This window comes from Streptomyces sp. NPDC006510 (genome assembly GCF_040611955.1).
Taxonomy (GTDB): Bacteria; Actinomycetota; Actinomycetes; order Streptomycetales; family Streptomycetaceae; genus Streptomyces.
Map to the genome: position 1 here is coordinate 13,081 of NZ_JBEXPH010000112.1, position 15,288 is coordinate 28,368.

General features: G+C 69.8%; 19 protein-coding genes and 1 pseudogene. 19 read left to right on the top strand and 1 reads right to left on the bottom strand.

Going from position 1 to position 15,288, the window contains the following annotated elements; all coding sequences use genetic code 11:
- The first annotated feature begins 157 nt into the window (after window positions 1–157).
- The 19 genes from ABZY11_RS28285 (at window position 158) to ABZY11_RS28375 (ending at window position 14,827) form a co-directional block, all read left to right on the top strand.
- Window positions 158–751: a hypothetical protein gene (locus ABZY11_RS28285; RefSeq protein ID WP_030928573.1), complete on the top strand. Its 594-nt coding sequence runs from the start codon at window positions 158–160 to the stop codon at window positions 749–751.
- Window positions 752–908: 157 nt separating this feature from the next.
- On the top strand, window positions 909–1,352 hold the full coding sequence (rpsP, locus tag ABZY11_RS28290) for a 30S ribosomal protein S16 (RefSeq protein ID WP_356481844.1): 444 nt from the start codon (window positions 909–911) through the stop codon (window positions 1,350–1,352).
- A gap of 2 nt (window positions 1,353–1,354) precedes the next feature.
- Window positions 1,355–1,594: an RNA-binding protein gene (locus ABZY11_RS28295; RefSeq protein WP_005311361.1), complete on the top strand. Its 240-nt coding sequence runs from the start codon at window positions 1,355–1,357 to the stop codon at window positions 1,592–1,594.
- A 79-nt stretch (window positions 1,595–1,673) separates the two neighbouring features.
- Window positions 1,674–2,255 carry a ribosome maturation factor RimM gene (rimM, locus tag ABZY11_RS28300; RefSeq protein ID WP_356481845.1) on the top strand — a complete coding sequence of 194 codons (582 nt, stop codon included), beginning with the start codon at window positions 1,674–1,676 and terminating at the stop codon, window positions 2,253–2,255.
- A complete protein-coding gene (gene trmD / locus ABZY11_RS28305; RefSeq protein ID WP_356481846.1) occupies window positions 2,255–3,076 on the top strand; it encodes a tRNA (guanosine(37)-N1)-methyltransferase TrmD in 822 nt (273 codons plus the stop codon). The genes rimM and trmD overlap by 1 nt, the downstream gene beginning before the upstream one ends.
- Before the next feature lie 127 nt (window positions 3,077–3,203).
- Window positions 3,204–3,554 carry a 50S ribosomal protein L19 gene (gene rplS, locus ABZY11_RS28310; protein WP_093545046.1) on the top strand — a complete coding sequence of 117 codons (351 nt, stop codon included), beginning with the start codon at window positions 3,204–3,206 and terminating at the stop codon, window positions 3,552–3,554.
- A 45-nt stretch (window positions 3,555–3,599) separates the two neighbouring features.
- Window positions 3,600–4,370 (top strand): signal peptidase I, encoded by a 771-nt coding sequence (lepB, locus tag ABZY11_RS28315; RefSeq protein ID WP_356481847.1) that lies wholly within the window; start codon window positions 3,600–3,602, stop codon window positions 4,368–4,370.
- Window positions 4,363–5,436 carry a signal peptidase I gene (gene lepB, locus ABZY11_RS28320; RefSeq protein WP_356481848.1) on the top strand — a complete coding sequence of 358 codons (1,074 nt, stop codon included), beginning with the start codon at window positions 4,363–4,365 and terminating at the stop codon, window positions 5,434–5,436. The genes lepB (ABZY11_RS28315) and lepB (ABZY11_RS28320) overlap by 8 nt, the downstream gene beginning before the upstream one ends.
- Entirely contained in the window at window positions 5,336–6,229 is an 894-nt protein-coding gene (lepB, locus tag ABZY11_RS28325) for a signal peptidase I (protein WP_356481856.1), read from the top strand. The genes lepB (ABZY11_RS28320) and lepB (ABZY11_RS28325) overlap by 101 nt, the downstream gene beginning before the upstream one ends.
- A gap of 169 nt (window positions 6,230–6,398) precedes the next feature.
- A complete protein-coding gene (locus tag ABZY11_RS28330; protein ID WP_356481849.1) occupies window positions 6,399–6,806 on the top strand; it encodes a hypothetical protein in 408 nt (135 codons plus the stop codon).
- Window positions 6,807–7,132: 326 nt separating this feature from the next.
- Complete coding sequence (gene lepB, locus ABZY11_RS28335; protein ID WP_356481857.1) at window positions 7,133–8,026, top strand: signal peptidase I; 894 nt, start codon at window positions 7,133–7,135, stop codon at window positions 8,024–8,026.
- 52 nt (window positions 8,027–8,078) lie between these two features.
- Window positions 8,079–8,828 carry a signal peptidase I gene (gene lepB, locus ABZY11_RS28340; protein WP_356481850.1) on the top strand — a complete coding sequence of 250 codons (750 nt, stop codon included), beginning with the start codon at window positions 8,079–8,081 and terminating at the stop codon, window positions 8,826–8,828.
- On the top strand, window positions 8,818–9,306 hold the full coding sequence (locus tag ABZY11_RS28345; RefSeq protein WP_356481851.1) for an NUDIX hydrolase: 489 nt from the start codon (window positions 8,818–8,820) through the stop codon (window positions 9,304–9,306). The genes lepB (ABZY11_RS28340) and ABZY11_RS28345 overlap by 11 nt, the downstream gene beginning before the upstream one ends.
- A 64-nt stretch (window positions 9,307–9,370) precedes the next feature.
- Complete coding sequence (locus ABZY11_RS28350) at window positions 9,371–9,679, top strand: DUF2469 domain-containing protein (RefSeq protein WP_003965949.1); 309 nt, start codon at window positions 9,371–9,373, stop codon at window positions 9,677–9,679.
- Window positions 9,680–9,806: 127 nt separating this feature from the next.
- Window positions 9,807–10,166, top strand: coding sequence for a YraN family protein (locus tag ABZY11_RS28355; RefSeq protein ID WP_356481852.1), 360 nt, complete (start codon window positions 9,807–9,809; stop codon window positions 10,164–10,166).
- On the top strand, window positions 10,166–11,791 hold the full coding sequence (locus tag ABZY11_RS28360) for a YifB family Mg chelatase-like AAA ATPase (RefSeq protein ID WP_356481853.1): 1,626 nt from the start codon (window positions 10,166–10,168) through the stop codon (window positions 11,789–11,791). Before ABZY11_RS28355 ends, ABZY11_RS28360 begins: the two co-directional genes overlap by 1 nt.
- 107 nt (window positions 11,792–11,898) lie before the next feature.
- Window positions 11,899–13,077: a DNA-processing protein DprA gene (gene dprA, locus ABZY11_RS28365; RefSeq protein ID WP_356481854.1), complete on the top strand. Its 1,179-nt coding sequence runs from the start codon at window positions 11,899–11,901 to the stop codon at window positions 13,075–13,077.
- A gap of 222 nt (window positions 13,078–13,299) precedes the next feature.
- Window positions 13,300–14,133 carry an RNA polymerase sigma factor WhiG gene (gene whiG, locus ABZY11_RS28370; protein ID WP_356481855.1) on the top strand — a complete coding sequence of 278 codons (834 nt, stop codon included), beginning with the start codon at window positions 13,300–13,302 and terminating at the stop codon, window positions 14,131–14,133.
- 118 nt (window positions 14,134–14,251) lie between these two features.
- Window positions 14,252–14,827: a helix-turn-helix domain-containing protein gene (locus ABZY11_RS28375; RefSeq protein ID WP_356481858.1), complete on the top strand. Its 576-nt coding sequence runs from the start codon at window positions 14,252–14,254 to the stop codon at window positions 14,825–14,827.
- A 215-nt stretch (window positions 14,828–15,042) separates the two neighbouring features.
- On the opposite strand, the pseudogene ABZY11_RS28380 reads toward ABZY11_RS28375, so the two are convergent.
- Window positions 15,043–15,234: pseudogene (locus tag ABZY11_RS28380) on the bottom strand (M23 family peptidase); the annotation flags it as partial.
- Window positions 15,235–15,288 lie beyond the last annotated feature (54 nt).

Genomic DNA, 15,288 nt, shown 5'->3' on the forward strand with positions numbered 1-15,288 from the left:
CGCTACGTACCACCTTGGTGTGAGCTGTGAGGCTTATCCACAGATCTGCGCACCCGCCCTCGTCGGGACGCATGAAATGGCAACTGACTGGTACGTGCAAATTATTTGGGATGGCCCGGAATCGGAACACCGGGGCACTCGTGCTCGTTGTCACGACGTGAGCACGACACCACCTGTACTTGCCGCAGAGCTGGCGCAGGCGTGGGCCGACATTCAGCGGTACCACCCCGAGCTGCCGGATCTAGCCGCGCCCGAGTCCCTGATCGGAGAGTCCTCGTCCGCCTGCGGCGCCGAGCTCTCCTTCGAGCGACTGCTGCATGAGGCAGTCCACGGCATCGCCGCCGCGCGAGGCGTCCGCGACACTTCGCGCGCCGGCCGCTACCACAACCGCAGATTCCTGGCGATCGCCGAGGAGCTGGGCCTCGACCACGCCGAGGAGCCCCACCCCAGCAGCGGCTTCTCGCTGGTCACTCTCAATCCCGAGGCCAAGCGCCGGTACCGCCCGACGATCGAGCGGCTGCAGCGCGCCCTCAAGGCGCACACGGTCGCCACCGCCGCCGACACCAAGCGTTCCTTCCGCGGGCCGGCCGCCAGGCACGGCTCCTCCGGCGGGGGCGTCCGCGTCAAGGCCGTCTGCGACTGCGGCCGCAATGTGCGGGTCGTCCCGTCGGTCCTGGCGCAGGCGCCGATCGTCTGCGGGGGCTGCGGGAAGCCCTTCCGTATCCCGGAAGCCGCGGTCGCGGTGGGGTGACCCGACGCGGTGTGGCACAATGGCTAGCTGTACTCGACAGTCGCACAGGACCCCTCTCTCCTCCGGCTGACGCGTCCATCGGGCACCCGAGTACCGCAACCCCACGTGGCATCTTCGTTGTGCCCAACCACGTCATAGACCAGGAGACACCACTTCCGTGGCAGTCAAGATCAAGCTGAAGCGTCTGGGCAAGATCCGTTCGCCTCACTACCGCATCGTCGTCGCCGACTCCCGTACCCGCCGTGACGGCCGGGCCATCGAGGAGATCGGCCTGTACCACCCGGTGCAGAACCCCTCGCGCATCGAGGTCAACTCGGAGCGTGCGCAGTACTGGCTGTCCGTCGGCGCCCAGCCGACCGAGCCGGTTCTCGCGATCCTGAAGCTCACCGGTGACTGGCAGGCCCACAAGGGTCTCCCGGCCCCCGCGCCGCTGCTGCAGCCGGAGCCCAAGGCTGACAAGCGCGCCCTGTTCGAGGCCCTGGCCAAGGACGGCGGCGACGAGTCCAAGGGTGAGGCCATCACGCAGAAGGCGAAGAAGTCCGACAAGAAGGCGGACGAGGCTGCTGACGCGGCTGCGCCCGCCGAGTCGACCGAGGCCTGAGCATGCTCGAGGAGGCTCTCGAGCACCTCGTGAAGGGCATCGTCGACAACCCTGACGATGTGCAGGTCGCCTCGCGCAACCTGCGCCGTGGTCGCGTGCTGGAGGTCCGGGTCCACCCCGACGACCTCGGCAAGGTGATCGGTCGCAACGGCCGCACCGCACGCGCGCTGCGTACCGTCGTGGGCGCCATCGGCGGCCGTGGCATCCGCGTCGACCTCGTCGATGTGGATCAGGTTCGCTGACAGAGTTGAACACCGGCACGGGCCGGGGAGGGCCATGCGCCCGCCCCGGCCCGTCGTCGTATGACAGGAGAGACACAAGGTGCAGTTGGTAGTCGCGCGGATCGGCCGTGCCCATGGCATCAAGGGCGAGGTCACCGTCGAGGTCCGTACGGACGAGCCGGAGCTGCGGCTCGGGCCCGGGGCCGTGCTCGCCACCGAACCGGCCGGTGCCGGACCGCTGACGATCGAGACCGGCCGGGTGCACAGCGGACGGCTGCTGCTGCGCTTCGAGGGCGTGCGCGACCGTACGGCTGCCGAGGCGCTGCGCAACACGCTCCTGATCGCCGAGGTCGACCCGGCGGAACTCCCCGAGGACCCCGAGGAGTTCTACGACCATCAGCTCATGGATCTCGATGTGGTCCTCGCCGACGGCACCGCCGTCGGCCGGATCACCGAGATCACGCACCTGCCGTCCCAGGACCTCTTCATCGTCGAGCGGCCGGACGGCAGCGAGGTGATGATCCCGTTCGTCGAGGAGATCGTCACCGAGATCGATCTGGCGGAGCAGCGCGCGGTGATCACCCCGCCGCCCGGCCTGATCGACGCGAGCCAGGCCGTGATCGCCTCCGCGCGGGACGAAGCGGGCGACGACGAGGCTCCCGCGGCCGGGAAGGACGACTGATGCGCCTCGACGTCGTCACGATCTTCCCCGAGTACCTGGAACCGCTGAACGTCTCCCTCGTCGGCAAGGCCCGCGCGCGCGGCCGCCTCGACGTCCATGTGCACGACCTGCGCGACTGGACGTACGACCGGCACAACACGGTCGACGACACCCCGTACGGCGGCGGCCCCGGCATGGTCATGAAGACCGAACCGTGGGGCGAAGCCCTGGACGACGCCCTGGCGGGCGGATACGAGGCCGGGGCGCACTCCCCGGTGCTCGTCGTGCCCACGCCCAGCGGCCGCCCGTTCACCCAGGAGCTCGCCGTCGAGCTCTCCGAGCGGCCGTGGCTGATCTTCACGCCGGCCCGCTACGAGGGCATCGACCGGCGGGTGATGGACGAGTACGCCACCCGGATGCCGGTCGTCGAGGTGTCCATCGGGGACTACGTGCTGGCCGGCGGGGAGGCCGCGGTGCTGGTGATCACGGAGGCGGTCGCCCGGCTGCTGCCCGGGGTCCTCGGCAACGCGGAATCGCACCGGGACGACTCCTTCGCCCCCGGCGCCATGGCCAATCTGCTGGAGGGGCCCGTCTACACCAAGCCGCCAGAGTGGCGCGGCCGGGAGATTCCCGAGGTGCTGCTCAGCGGCCACCACGGCAAGATCGCCCGCTGGCGCCGGGACGAGGCGTTCCGTCGTACCGCCCTCAACCGGCCCGATCTGATCGAGCGCTGCGACGCCGCGGAGTTCGACAAGAAGGACCGCGAGATGCTCTCCATCCTCGGCTGGTCACCGGAGCCCGGCGGCCGATTTTGGCGCAGGCCCGAGGCCGTGGAAGAATAGGCCGCTGCTGTACGTCCGGCGTACGCCCCTGCCACAGGGGGAACGACGTCCGCCCGACGCGATCAGCACCCCATTTCTCACTATCTCCCGTCGATGACCTGTGGCATCGGCGAAGAAAGCAGACAACATGGCTTCCCTGCTCGATGGCGTCAACGCCGCATCGCTGCGTACCGACGTCCCGGCGTTCCGCCCCGGCGACACCGTCAACGTCCACGTCCGAGTGATCGAGGGCAACCGCTCCCGCATCCAGCAGTTCAAGGGCGTTGTCATCCGTCGCCAGGGCGCGGGCGTCAGCGAGACCTTCACGGTCCGCAAGGTCTCCTTCAGCGTCGGCGTCGAGCGCACCTTCCCGGTGCACAGCCCGATCTTCGAGAAGATCGAGCTCGTCACCCGCGGTGACGTCCGTCGCGCCAAGCTGTACTACCTCCGTGAGCTGCGCGGCAAGGCCGCGAAGATCAAGGAGAAGCGCGACAACTGAGCTGACTCCCAGGTCCACAGGTCGGCCGGATAGGCTCTGGCCCCGATGGACACGGAAGCAAAGCCCTCGGAGCGCGACCGCTCCTCCGCACCCGCAACGGCGCCGGAGGAGGGGTCGCGCTCCTCGCGTATCCCGGATCTGCCGAACGCTCCGATCTCCTGGCGGCGGACCGCCGCGCTCGGGGCCGTCTGCGCGGTCTTCGTACTGCTGCTGAGCCACTACGTGGTGCAGCCCTTCTTGATCCCCAGCGGCTCGATGGAGCCCACGCTGCGGGTGGGGGACCGGGTACTGGTGAACAAACTGGCCTACCGTTCCGGCTCCGTGCCGCGCCGCGGCGACGTGGTGGTCTTCGACGGCACCGGGTCCTTTGTGCAGGAGCCCGAGCAGGAGAATCCCGTCACCGGTCTGATGCACTCGGTGGCCGCGTCGCTGGGCCTCGCGGAGCCGGCCCGGACCGACTACGTGAAGCGGGTGGTGGGCGTGGGCGGCGACCGGGTGGTCTGCTGCGACGAGCGAGGCCGGATCGAGGTGAACGGCCGGCCGGTCGTCGAGGACTATCTGTATCCGGGGGACGCGCCCTCGCGGGTCCGCTTCGACATCGTCGTACCCGACGGCACGCTGTGGATGATGGGCGACCACCGCAGCAACTCCCGCGATTCGCGTGACCATCTGGGAGAGCCGGGCGGTGGCATGGTCCCGGTCGACATGGTGATCGGCAGGGTGGACTGGATCGGCTGGCCGCCGAGCCGGCTGGGCTCGGTGCCGGACAGCACCGCCTTCGCCACCGTGGGGGCGCCGGGCGGGGGTCATGGGTAACCGCGGCCGCAGGCGGGACGGGTCCGAACCGGGGATACCGCCAGGTGGCACCGGGCCGACGGCCGAGCGCTCGCTGCCCACCAGGGCGGAGCGGCGGAAGCTGGCCCGCAAGGTCAAGCGTCGGCGGCGCGGGGCCGCCGCACGGGAGATCCCGCTGCTCGTCGTCGTGGCGCTGCTGATCGCGCTCGTGCTCAAGACGTTCCTGGTGCAGGCCTTCGTGATCCCTTCGGGGTCGATGGAGCAGACCATCCGCATCGGTGACCGGGTGCTCGTGGACAAGCTGACGCCCTGGTTCGGATCCAGGCCCCAGCGCGGCGATGTCGTCGTCTTCAGGGACCCGGGGCGCTGGCTGAAGCAGGAGAACGTCGACAAGAAGGACCCGCCCGTCGTCGTCAAGCAGGTGAAGGAGACACTGACCTTCATCGGGCTGCTGCCCTCGGACGACGAACAGGATCTGATCAAGCGGGTGATCGCGGTCGGCGGCGACACGGTGAAGTGCTGCGGCAAGGACGGCCGGATCACCGTCAACGGCGTACCGCTCGCCGAGCCCTACCTGTATCCCGGGAACCCTCCCTCCCTCATCAAATTCGAGGTAAAGGTTCCGTCGGGCCGGATCTTCGTGATGGGCGACCACCGTTCCGATTCCGCTGATTCCCGCTATCACCTGGACGAGCCGGAACACGGCACGGTGTCCGAGGACGAGGTCGTGGGACGGGCAGTGGTGATCGCCTGGCCCCTCGGCCACTGGCGGAAACTGGAGGAGCCGGCGACCTTCGGCTCGGTCCCCGACGCGCGAGTCGGGACGGCTGCCGCGTCGGGGCCGTCGAATAGTGTGTCGTCCCAGGATCTCAACGGAATGGTCCCTCTCCCGACCCCTGCGGAACTCCCGCTCGTTATGGGAGTGGTGGGCCTGCACCGGCTAGGGCGCAGGCGGTGGCACGGAGTAAGGAGTGGATGTGGGGGATTTGGCCGTCGGCGCACGATCCGGACACGAGGAACCCGAGGACCGGCCGGATCATTCGGGCAATGCCGAGTCCGCCGGGACGACGGGCCGCGCGGGGAGTGACAGCGAGACTCCGGACGGCGGTGGCAAGGCCATGAAGAAGCCGCGCTCCTTCTGGAAGGAGCTGCCTCTGCTGATCGTCATCGCGCTGGTTCTCGCGCTGCTGATCAAGACGTTTCTGGTGCAGGCGTTCTCGATCCCCTCGGACTCGATGCAGAACACGCTCCAGCGGGGCGACCGGGTGCTGGTCGACAAGCTGACTCCCTGGTTCGGAGCGGAGCCCGAGCGCGGCGAGGTCGTGGTCTTCCACGACCCGGGCGGCTGGCTGGACGACACCGAGGAGGTCCATCCGAATGTGGTCCAGAAGTTCCTCAGCTTCATCGGACTGATGCCGTCCGTCGAGGAGAAGGACCTGATCAAGCGGGTCATCGCCATCGGCGGCGACACGGTGGAGTGCAAGGAGAACGGCCCTGTCGTGGTCAACGGCAAGGCCCTGGACGAGAAGTCGTTCATCTTCCCGGGCAACACACCCTGCAACGACGAGCCGTTCGGCCCGATCAAGGTGCCCGAGGGCCGGATCTGGGTGATGGGCGACCACCGCCAGGACTCCCGCGACTCCCGCTACCACCAGGAACTGCCGGGCGGCGGCACGGTCTCCAACGACGAGGTCGTCGGCCGGGCCATCGTGGTGGCGTGGCCGATCAGCCGCTGGGCGACCCTGCCGGTCCCGAAGACCTTCGACCAGCCGGGCCTGAACGCCGCGGTGGCCGTGGCGCCCGGTGCGATCGGCATCGCCGGAGCCGTGCCGATCGTGCTCTGGCGACGCAGGCGGGCCGGTCTGGCTTCCGGTCGGTAGCGATGACTGATGGTGTGTCATGATCCGTTGAATCGTGCCGATTTGGCAGGGTGCTCGCGATGTTGTTGTGATCAAGACATCGGCGAGATCGAGTAAATGCACAGGCGCTCGCCGGGTGTTCTTCATAGGATCTTGACGACCGATCAGTACCGCTGCACAGGGGGAAGATGTGGCACGCATTTCTCGGGTGAAGATCATGGGCGCCGTCGCCGCGGCCGTCGTCGGCGTGGCAGTTGCGAGCACGCCGGCCACCGCCGACACGGGGCACTCCTACGGCTACGGCTCCTGCACCCACACGTCCGACGGCTGGTTCATCAGCAACGGGGACACGCTGTACCTCAAGGACACGTGCGCGGACGGTTTCTCCGCTGCGCTCAAGGTCGATGTGGCGCCCATCAAGACGGGCGAGGGCTACGACTTCATGGTGTGGAACAGCAACGGCAACGGCACCACGAAGAAGGAGGACAGCCACAATTTCCCGGAGGGTGTGAAGATCTGCATCAAGGCAGGCATCGGCCACCCGTCCACCGGTGAGATCGGTGGCTTCGCCTCCAGCTGGGTGTGCGCCACGACCTGAGCCCGTTTCCCGTCTCCACCGGCCTGGAGACGGACCGGACAGTCCAGGCCGTCCGGCGCGCGATGAAGGATGCCGGTGCCCGTGACGCGGGCGCCGGATGGTACGGATGAACCGCCCTCCGGTTGTTCGGCGAGCATGCTGAGCAACCGGAGGGCGGTTGTCGGTGGTGGGTGGCCCGGGGATGCCCGGCGGCCCGCGACCGGCAGGGCGGCCGGAGGAGCAGAGACCCTGCGGAACTCCCGTTCGTTGTTCGGAGCAGTGGGCCTTTGAACGGACAGGGCCCTGGAGCAGGCGTGGGCGCAGAGTGAGGACTGGATGTGAGTGACGTGGCTGCCGGTGCACGACCCGGACATGGAGAGCCCGCGAAGAGGTCCGACCAGCCCGCCGAGCCTGCCGTCGGCCCGCCGGAGCCGGACGCACCCGCGGAGGTGCAGGCCGCGGACGGGGACGGCAAGAAGGCGAGGAAGCAGCGTCCTTTCTGGAAGGAGCTGCCTCTGCTGATCGTCATCGCGCTGGTTCTCGCGCTGCTGATCAAGACGTTTCTGGTGCAGGCGTTCTCGATCCCCTCGGACTCGATGCAGAACACACTCCAGCGGGGCGACCGGGTAATGGTCGACAAGCTGACCCCCTGGTTCGGCGGGGAGCCCGAGCGCGGCGAGGTCGTCGTGTTCCACGACCCGGACAACTGGCTGGCCGGGGAGCCGACCCCCGAGTCGAACGTGGTGCGGGACTTCCTGAGTTTCATCGGCCTGATGCCGTCGTCCAAGGAGAAGGACCTGATCAAGCGGACGATCGCGGTCGGCGGCGACACCGTGGAGTGCGCGAAGGGCGGTCCGGTCAAGGTCAATGGGAAGGCGCTCGACGAGCCGTACATCTTCCCGGGCGACTCGGCGTGCGACGACAAGCCCTTCGGCCCGTTCAAGGTGCCCGACGGCAAGATCTGGGTGATGGGCGACCACCGGCAGAACTCCTGGGATTCGCGCTATCACACCGAGGACCCGACCAGGGGCTTTGTGCCCGTCAAGGACGTCGTGGGGCGGGCCGTGGTGGTGGCGTGGCCGATCGACCGCTGGGCGACGCTGCCGGTCCCGGACACCTTCGACCAGCCGGGGATCAACGTGACGGCGGGCCTGGCCCCGGGGGCACTCGGCGTCGCGGGTGCGCTGCCCCTCGTGCTGTGGCGCCGCAGGAGGCTGACCAGCGGGCGTACCGCCGGGTAGGGTGCCGACTCGGATCAGCGATCGTCGATCTCCGAGGTGGGGGGACGCTGGGATGAGCGGAAAAGGACGTACGGGTGACGGCCACGGTCGGCTCGGCAGCATGCTGTCGGGGCTGGCCGTGGCCGTCGGCTGTGTGCTCTTCCTCGGCGGGTTCGCCTGGGGAGCGGTGGTGTACAAGCCGTACACGGTGCCGACCGAGTCGATGACGCCGACGGTGCATTCCGGCGACCGGGTGCTCGCGCAGCGGATCGACGGCAGCGAGGTGCGCCGCGGCGACGTGGTGGTCTTCACCGACTCGGCGTGGGGCGACATGCCGATGGTGAAGCGGGTCGTCGGGATCGGGGGCGACAAGATCGCCTGCTGCGAGAAGGGTGGCCGGCTCACGGTCAACGGCAAGCCCCTTGATGAACCGTATCTGCACACCAAGGGCCTCGCCTCGGCCGAGAACTTTACGGCGGAGGTGCCCAAGGGACAGCTCTTCCTGCTGGGTGACGAACGCACTGCCTCACTGGACTCCCGGGTCCACCTGGACGACGCGGGGCAGGGCTCGGTCCCCCGCGACGCCGTACAGGCCAGGGTGGATGCCATCGCCTGGCCGCTGAACGGCATGGTCGAGCGCCCGAAGGCCTTCGCCGCCCTCCCCGGCGGGGTGTCGTCGCCCGGACCGCTGCGGCTGCAGCTCGGTGCCGTGATCGTGGGCATGGTGCTCATCCTGGGTGGTGCGGCATACGGCCCGATCGCGGCATGGTCGGCGCGATCGGCAGGGAAGAAGAGCGGAAGGGTGCCGGCCGGTGCGCACTGAGAAGCGGAAGGTCGCCCGCGTGGTGCTCCTGGACCCCGACGACCGGATCCTGCTGATGCACGGGTTCGAACCGGAGGATCCGGAGAGCAGCTGGTGGTTCACCCCCGGCGGCGGCCTGGAGGGCGACGAGACCCGGGAGGAGGCCGCGCTGCGCGAGCTCACGGAGGAGACCGGGATCACCGATGTCGAGCTGGGGCCACTGCTGTGGCAGCGGATGTGCTCGTTCCCGTTCGACGGACGCCGCTGGGACCAGGACGAGTGGTATTTCCTGGCACGTACGAGGCAGACCGCAACCGATACCAGTGGGCACACCGGGCTGGAGCGGCGCAGTGTCGCGGGTCTGAGGTGGTGGACCTCCGCCGAACTGTCGGCGGCGCGTGAGACGGTGTACCCGACCAGGCTCGCCGAGTTGCTGCGCACGCTGCTCGACGAGGGTCCTCCGCGTACGCCACTGGTTCTCGACCCCGAAAGCGCCTAAGCGCCCAGGGGGCCCGGGGCCTGGCGCACAATGGGGGGACGCACGGCTGAAGGGGAACATGCCAATGAGCGCCGAGGACCTCGAAAAGTACGAGACCGAGATGGAGCTGAAGCTCTACCGGGAGTACCGAGATGTCGTCGGTCTTTTCAAATATGTGATCGAGACCGAACGGCGCTTCTACCTCACCAACGACTACGAGATGCAGGTGCACTCGGTTCAGGGCGAGGTGTTTTTCGAAGTATCGATGGCGGATGCCTGGGTCTGGGACATGTACCGGCCCGCGCGGTTCGTCAAGCAGGTACGGGTGCTGACGTTCAAGGACGTCAACATCGAGGAGCTCAACAAGAGCGATCTCGAACTCCCGGGTGGCTGAACCCACTCCAAGGAGGTACTGATTCCCTCTTCCGAGTGGCCGGGTTATCCACAATTCCGTAGTTGTCCACCAAGATCCACCAACCGGGACCGGACGCGTCAGAGTCGGTCCCGGAGGTGGTGCCGAAATGAACGCACGGGGGGCACTCGGGCGGTACGGCGAGGATCTGGCGGTGCGGCTGCTGGCCGAAGCGGGCATGTCCGTACTGGAACGGAACTGGCGCTGTCGCGCCGGTGAGATCGACATCGTCGCGATGGACGGCGACGCACTCGTGGTCTGCGAGGTGAAGACCCGCAGGGCGGGTGCGTTCGAGCATCCGATGGCGGCCGTCACGCCGGTCAAGGCGGAGCGGCTGCGGCGGCTGGCCGGAATCTGGATCGACCGGCACGGCGGCCCGCCGCCCGGCGGGGTCCGGATCGACCTGGTCGGAGTGGTGCTGCCCAGGCGCGGAGCGCCCGTCGCCGAGCATGCGCGGGGGGTGGCCTGATGGGGTTCGCGCGGGCGTGCTCGGTGGCGCTCGTCGGTGTCGAGGGTGTGGTGGTGGAGGTCCAGGCGGACCTGGAGGCGGGGGTGGCCGCGTTCACCTTGGTGGGGCTGCCGGACAAGAGCCTGGTGGAGAGCCGGGACCGGGTCAGGGCCGCGGTGGTGAACTCGGGGGCCGAGTGGCCGCAGAAGAAGCTCACGGTGGGCCTGTCACCGGCCTCCGTACCGAAGGGCGGCTCCGGGTTCGACCTCGCAGTCGCCTGTGCGGTGCTGGGCGCGGCCGAGCGGATCGATCCGACTGCCATCGCCGATGTGGTGATGATCGGCGAGCTCGGGCTCGACGGCCGGGTGCGCCCGGTGCGCGGGGTGCTGCCGGCCGTGCTCGCCGCGGCGGAGGCCGGGTACCGCCAGGTCGTCGTGCCCGAGCAGACCGCGGGGGAGGCGGCGCTGGTCCCCGGGGTCTCGGTCCTCGGGGTACGGAGCCTGCGGCAGTTGATCGCTGTGCTCTGCGAGGAGCCGGTGCCGGACGAGCGGGAGGCCCACGACGCGGGGCGCCCCGACACCATGCTGGCCGGGCTGATGGTGCCCGGCGCGGGCATCGGCACCGGGCTCGCCCGCGGGGCCGGACAGGGCGAAGGCCACCCGCCGGATCTGGCGGACGTGGCGGGGCAGGAGCGGCCCCGCAAGGCTCTGGAGGTCGCCGCGGCGGGCGGTCACCATCTGCTGCTCTCGGGACCGCCGGGCGCAGGCAAGACCATGCTGGCCGAGCGGTTGCCGACGATCCTGCCGACGCTGACCAGGAAGGAATCCCTGGAGGTGACCGCGGTGCACTCGGTGGCGGGCATCCTGCCGCCGGGGGAGCCGCTGGTCAGCCGGCCGCCCTACTGCGCACCCCACCACTCGGCGACGATGCAGTCGCTGGTCGGCGGGGGCAACGGACTGCCGCGGCCCGGTGCGGCCTCGCTGGCCCATCGAGGAATTCTCTTTCTGGACGAAGCGCCCGAGTTTTCCGTGCGGGCACTGGACGCGCTGCGCCAGCCGCTGGAATCGGGGCATGTGGTGGTGGCACGCAGCGCCGGGGTGGTGCGGCTGCCCGCCAGATTTCTGATGGTGCTGGCAGCCAACCCCTGCCCGTGCGGCCGGCACAGCCTCAGCGGTACCGGCTGCGAATGCCCGCCGTCCGCGGTCAGGCGCTATCAGGCGAGGCTCTCCGGGCCACTGCTCGACCGGGTGGATCTCCGGGTGCTCGTCGACCCGGTCAGGCGCGAGGACCTGATGGGGCAGGGCGGCCGGGGCGAGTCGACAGCCTCCGTCGCGGCCCGGGTCCGGGAGGCCAGGGCGCGCGCCGCGGACCGGCTGGCGGGCACCGCTTGGTCCACCAACAGCGAGGTGCCCGGCCATGAGCTGCGGACCAGGCTGGTCGCGGCACCGGGCGCGCTGATGGAAGCCGAACGGGACATGGAACGGGGCATGCTCACCGCTCGGGGCCTGGACCGGGTGCTCAGGGTGGCGTGGACGGTCGCCGATCTGCGCGGCGCCGACCGCCCGGACGCGTCCGACATCGCGGTGGCGCTGGAATTGCGGACCGGGATCCCGCGAGGCGCCCTGACGAACGCCGGCGCGTCATGAAGCAGCGGGCGGACGGTGGGCAGGGAACGGGGCGGGACCCGTCGGGGGACGTACGGGGGCGGGGCCCGGAACACGGCCCGGGGGAGGGGCCCGGGGCGGAGCCGGAGATGACGGTGAGCGGCCAGGAGCGGCTGGCGCGGGCCGCCCTGACCCGCGTCTTCGAACCGGGGGACGAGCGCGGCGGCCGCTGGCTGCGGGAGTGCGGTGCCGTCGAACTGATACGGCGGATCACCACCCGGGACGGCACCGCGGAGCGGTTGAGCGGGATGACCCCGAGACGGCTCGCCGGGTACCGGCTGCGGGCCGAGAGCGCCGACCCCGGGCGGGACCTCTCGGCGGTCGCCGCGCTCGGCGGGCGGTTCATCTGCCCCGGGGACCGGGAATGGCCCAGTCAGCTCGACGACCTCGCGGACGCCAGACCGACTGGCCTGTGGGTGCGGGGGCCCCGTGATCTGCGGCTCTGGGCACTGCGCTCGGTCGCCGTGGTCGGCGCCCGCGCCTGCACACCCTATGGATCGCACATGGCGGCCGGCCTCGGCGCGGGACTCGCGGAGCTGGGGTGGGTGGTCGTATCGGGCGCCGCGTTCGGGGTCGACGGGGCGGCGCACCGCGGCGCGCTCGCCGTCGGCGGGGCGACGATGGCGGTCCTGGCCTGCGGGGTGGACGTCCCCTACCCCCGGGGACACGCCGAGCTGATCGGAAGAATCGCGGAACAGGGGCTCGTCATCGGCGAATTACCACCGTCCGATCATCCCACCCGCAGCAGATTCATCCTCCGGAACCGGGTCATCGCCGCGTTGACGCGCGGGACGGTCGTCGTCGAGGCCGAATACCGCAGTGGTTCGCTCGTCACCGCGCGCTGCGCACAGCGGCTCGGTCGCTTCACCATGGGTGTGCCGGGCCCCGCCACCAGTGGGTTGTCGGCAGGGGTCCATGAGCTCCTCCGCGGCGAGGGCATTCTGGTGACCGATGCCGCGGAAGTCGCCGAACTTGTGGGGGACATCGGCGAACTCGCTCCGGCCAGACGAGGCCCCGTGCACCCCAGGGATCTGCTGGACGCGGTCTCCGCCAGAGTCCTCGACGGACTGCCGTACCGGGGTGCCGTCAGCGGGCGCGATGTGGCCCGTGCCGCCGGAACCAGCACCGACGAAGCGCTCGGCAGGCTGTACGAACTGCACTCACTGGGGTTCGTCGAACGGGATGGCGATGGATGGCAGTTGACGCCGCGACCGACTTGCAATGGTGACGCGCGGCGAGGCGGTACTTGCCCTGGGGCATTCGGGTGAAAAGGTGATGCCGATGACCTCGGCGGATCCTTCAGTGACGCCTCCGGGGCCGACGCACACGGCGACGGCCCCGAACCTCAGTCATGTCGGATCGGCCGGAATCGCACAGCGCGGATCCTCTATCCTGCGCGGACCGCGACATCACAGTCACGCTACGCTCACAAGGATTCCGACTCAGACATACGTCCCAGCACTTCACAGCAGAACGGCTCAAGGCACCACATGCCCCAGCACACCTCCGGGTCTGACCGCGCGGCAGCACCACCGGCTGCGCGTGGCACTGTGCGTCCCGCCCCCTCCTCGCTCGACGAGTTGTGGCGTTCGTACAAGTCCACGGGCGACGAGCGGCTGCGGGAGCAGTTGATCCTGCACTACTCGCCGCTGGTGAAGTACGTCGCCGGCCGGGTGAGCGTGGGCCTGCCTTCCAACGTCGAGCAGGCGGACTTCGTCTCCTCGGGGGTCTTCGGACTGATCGACGCGATCGAGAAGTTCGACATCGAGCGCGCGATCAAGTTCGAGACCTACGCGATCACTCGCATCCGTGGCGCGATGATCGATGAACTCCGGGCGCTGGACTGGATTCCGCGCTCGGTGCGACAGAAGGCACGGGCGGTGGAACGCGCCTACGCCACGCTGGAGGCGCAGCTGCGGCGCACCCCTTCCGAGGCGGAGGTCGCCGCGGAGATGGGCATCGCATTAGAGGAACTCCATGCGGTTTTCAGCCAGTTGTCGCTGGCGAACGTAGTCGCGCTGGAGGAGCTGCTGCATGTCGGCGGCGAGGGCGGCGACCGGCTCAGCCTGATGGACACGCTGGAGGACACAGCCGCCGACAATCCGGTGGAGGTCGCGGAGGACCGCGAGCTCAGACGGCTGCTCGCCCGGGCCATCAACACGCTTCCGGAGCGCGAGAAGACGGTCGTCACGCTCTACTACTACGAGGGCCTCACTCTCGCCGAGATCGGCAATGTGCTCGGGGTCACCGAGAGCCGGGTCAGTCAGATCCACACCAAATCGGTGCTGCAGTTGCGCGCGAAACTGGCCGACGCCGGACGCTGAGACCTCTGCGCGCCCGGTGTCGGCCATGGCCGCTTCGGCCACCGATCAGGGCCGCAGGCGCCCTCTCGAACACCGGTCGCCGTACAGTGGACACGTGCCCAGGATTCGAGCGGCCTCGGTGGCCGAGCACCGGACCATGCAGCGCGGCGCCCTTCTTGACGCCGCACGCTCACTGCTGTCCGAGGGTGGTACGGAGGCGTTGACCTTCCCCGCCCTCGCCGAACGCACGGGCCTCGCCCGGTCCTCCGTGTATGAGTACTTCCGCTCCCGTGCGGCCGTCGTGGAAGAGCTGTGCGCCGTCGACTTCCCCGTCTGGGCGGCCGAGGTCGAGAACGCGATGGAGCAGGCCACGACGCCCGAGGGCAAGATCGAGGCCTATGTGCGCCGACAGCTCGACCTCGTCGGGGACCGCCGGCACCGGGCGGTCGTCGCCATTTCGGCGAGCGAGCTGGACGCCGGGGCGCGTGAGAAGATCAGGGCCGCGCACGGTGGGCTGATCGGCATGATCGTCGAGGCGCTCGGCGACCTCGGCCACGCACAGCCGAGGCTGGCGGCGATGCTGCTCCAGGGCTCGGTGGACGCCGCGGTGCGACGTATCGAACTGGCCGTCGCCGAGGAGCCGTCCGTGATCGCGGACACCGCCGTCGCCATGATTCTCCGAGGCGTGCAGGGCGAGCAGGAAGCACGGGACTGACGCGGCCGCCGCGTCGCGGCGGCCGCGAGCAGAACGCCGGGGGCGGCGAGCCCGTCCCCGGTCCCCTCGGCAGAGCGCGTCGGCTCGGGCACGCCGAACACCGGAAGCAGCCGGGACGGCCCCCGTCGCAGCAGTGACGGCGGCAGCAGCGACAGCGGATCCAGATACGCGTCACCCCGCCGCAGCCCCCAGTGCAGACAGCCCGACGCACAGTGGAAGGGCCCCGCCTCCACGATCGCCACCACCTGCCCCGCCGTCACCTTCTCGTCCTTCCCGACGAGCGCGCGCACCGGTTCGTACGTGGTCCGCAGCGGCGGATCACCGCTGCCGGCCACCTCGATCGCCAGCACCCCGCGCCCCGCCACCCGCCCTGCGAACGAGACCTGTCCCGGGGCGGCGGCGAGCACCGCCGCGCCCGGCTCCGCAGCGAGGTCGACCCCGCGGTGGCCCCGTCCGTAGGC

Excerpts from the sequence above, each read along its gene's own strand:
- ABZY11_RS28295 (WP_005311361.1), top strand. The coding sequence starts at position 1,355 with ATGCTCGAGGAGGCTCTCGAGCACCTCGTGAAGGGCATCGTCGACAAC.
- trmD (WP_356481846.1), top strand. The coding sequence starts at position 2,255 with ATGCGCCTCGACGTCGTCACGATCTTCCCCGAGTACCTGGAACCGCTG.
- rplS (WP_093545046.1), top strand. The coding sequence starts at position 3,204 with ATGGCTTCCCTGCTCGATGGCGTCAACGCCGCATCGCTGCGTACCGAC.
- lepB (WP_356481847.1), top strand. The coding sequence starts at position 3,600 with ATGGACACGGAAGCAAAGCCCTCGGAGCGCGACCGCTCCTCCGCACCC.
- lepB (WP_356481848.1), top strand. The coding sequence starts at position 4,363 with ATGGGTAACCGCGGCCGCAGGCGGGACGGGTCCGAACCGGGGATACCG.
- lepB (WP_356481850.1), top strand. The coding sequence starts at position 8,079 with ATGAGCGGAAAAGGACGTACGGGTGACGGCCACGGTCGGCTCGGCAGC.
- ABZY11_RS28350 (WP_003965949.1), top strand. The coding sequence starts at position 9,371 with ATGAGCGCCGAGGACCTCGAAAAGTACGAGACCGAGATGGAGCTGAAG.
- ABZY11_RS28355 (WP_356481852.1), top strand. The coding sequence starts at position 9,807 with ATGAACGCACGGGGGGCACTCGGGCGGTACGGCGAGGATCTGGCGGTG.
- ABZY11_RS28360 (WP_356481853.1), top strand. The coding sequence starts at position 10,166 with ATGGGGTTCGCGCGGGCGTGCTCGGTGGCGCTCGTCGGTGTCGAGGGT.
- dprA (WP_356481854.1), top strand. The coding sequence starts at position 11,899 with ATGACGGTGAGCGGCCAGGAGCGGCTGGCGCGGGCCGCCCTGACCCGC.
- whiG (WP_356481855.1), top strand. The coding sequence starts at position 13,300 with ATGCCCCAGCACACCTCCGGGTCTGACCGCGCGGCAGCACCACCGGCT.